The 1,971-nt window shown below is 56.5% G+C and carries 2 protein-coding genes; both read right to left on the bottom strand.

Annotated features, from left to right (window positions below; all coding sequences use genetic code 11):
- The coding region (locus tag H5U08_RS17090) for a hypothetical protein (RefSeq protein WP_297035848.1) at nt 1–188 on the bottom strand (188 nt) is incomplete at its 3' end.
- Nucleotides 189–213: 25 nt separating this feature from the next.
- Nucleotides 214–1,971 (bottom strand): beta-L-arabinofuranosidase domain-containing protein (locus tag H5U08_RS17085; protein WP_297035845.1); only part of this gene is annotated, 1,758 nt, incomplete at its 5' end.

Here is a 1,971-nt window from a genome sequence, read left to right as displayed (position 1 = left end):
TTGGCCGGTACCGGCATCAACTTGTGCACGAAGTTGGGAAGCATATCGAGAAACGTGGACCACAGTCCAATTTTGATGAGACTGTTCATCCAGACGAAGAGCCAGGCAAACGCGAAAAGCAGAGCGGCACTGACAAGAAGTTGCCAGCGTGTATCCCGAATGATCTTGACGTACACAGCCCAACTCATTGCGGGTTGACCAGCGGTATCGCGCTCACTCTATTTTCCATTCGAGAATTCCTGACGAAAACCCAGGCCGTAACTTGACGAGCAGACGAAGTCGAGTGGTTTTCACGGGATTAAAAACAAGCTCGTTGTATCGATCTTTTTCCACGCCGCATTCTGCCTGCGGCTTGACGGGCTGCCAATTCTCACCGTCCCACCATTCCACAAGGCAGCGTTCAGGGACACGACATTGGCCATGACCCGTGTCGTCGTACCAATAGACCGCCACCCTGGAAACCTCACGCGGGCTATCGAATTCGTAAGTAACCCATTCCTCGCTTCCGCGATGGGGCCACCAGGTAAAGCGTGGGATGTCCTGATCAAAAGAGTGCTTCGGTTCCAGACCGTCGCTGAGAGCAGCGACCGTGTCGCCCGAAAAGCAATGGGATGCCTGATGGGGCGGTTTGCGCGGCTCCTTCCAGATGACGGCGTCTGGCCCTTCACCAATGACAGGAAAAGCGCTGATGCGCAGTCGGCCGCAACCCATCGGGATCAGATCCAGATCGACAACCGGTCCCTCACCTCGCACCGGACTCGGCTGAAGCGGCGCCACGAGACCAAATTCATCCAGTTTCCACTGTGGGATTTTTCGACCTTTGGCTTTTATGAGGATAGGGGCGGATTCCGGCGTAAATGGTTGGGAAACGCCGTCCCATGGGCGAGGAACGACCGTAAAACTTCCTTCGGGCTTTTCCCAATCGATCACCAGGCCATAGTTCCATTCGTTGTCTGGATAGATTTCCCAGGCGGGCCACTTGTCTGTGCCGCCGTGGCGAACGTAACGCTCGTTAAACTTCAGGGCGAATGTCAGCGGCCCATAGTTTATTGAAACGCTGTTGTGGTTTTTTTCCCAGCGCGTGAGAGTCACTTCCCGCTTCAACTGGAGGGTCACCCCGTCGCCGGACTGCCAGATTCGCCGCAAAACGATCCACTGGCCGCCCTGAGATCCCTTGTACTGGAAATCCTCATTTTGCTTCCCGGCATGTACCCTGACCGCAGCCTCGCGACACCACGTGGGAATCCGCAAATAAAGCGGGAATGCCACAGGTTCAGAAGTCTGTACCGCAAGTTCGATCGTCCCATCAAACGGATAAAGCGTTTTCTCGTTGATTTCCACCTCCACGCCTTTTTTGCCGACGTATGCTTTGACCTTGCTGGGGGCATACAGCACGGCTGCCAATCCATCACCTGGAGCCGCCATCCAGAGGTGCTCTGTGAAATACGGCCATCCGTGCGATACGTTGTGCTGACAGCAGCGATGGCCGTAGGGGTCGAACAAAAACATCGGCCCCGAGTTCTGAACACCTGGGGCTTTGTTGGATGCGTCGGACACGGCCAGATTGGGTGACGTGAGATAGCGGAGGGCCTTCAGATCGGGCGTCATCGAGGCCGGGAGGGAATTGAACGCAACATCTTCACATCGGTCGGCCCAAAGTGGATCACCGCTGACCCGAACGAGCAGCTCGCAGGAATACATCATTTCCACCATGGCGCAGGTTTCCGCGGCCTGACGCGGATCGCTGTATCCCGGCCGGCAATTCTCGTCGGCACCGTAGAGTCCTCCCGGGACCTGACCGTAGCGCTCGCGGACTTCGCGGTAGTTGTCGTACGCTCGTTGAAGAAGTGCCCAATCGCCTGCCTGTTGATAGAAAATGCCCGGGGCGCGGAATCCCTGGGCAATGTTGACACCGTGCCAGTTGATGACTCCTTGGTCCCAGCGGGCACCGCAACGGTGAATCTTTTCAGC

The sequence above is a fragment of the Thermogutta sp. genome (genome assembly GCF_014359955.1).
Lineage (GTDB): Bacteria > Planctomycetota > Planctomycetia > Pirellulales > Thermoguttaceae > Thermogutta.
Note: the sequence above shows the minus strand (reverse complement) of the source record. Positions and strands in the feature narration are given on the sequence as shown.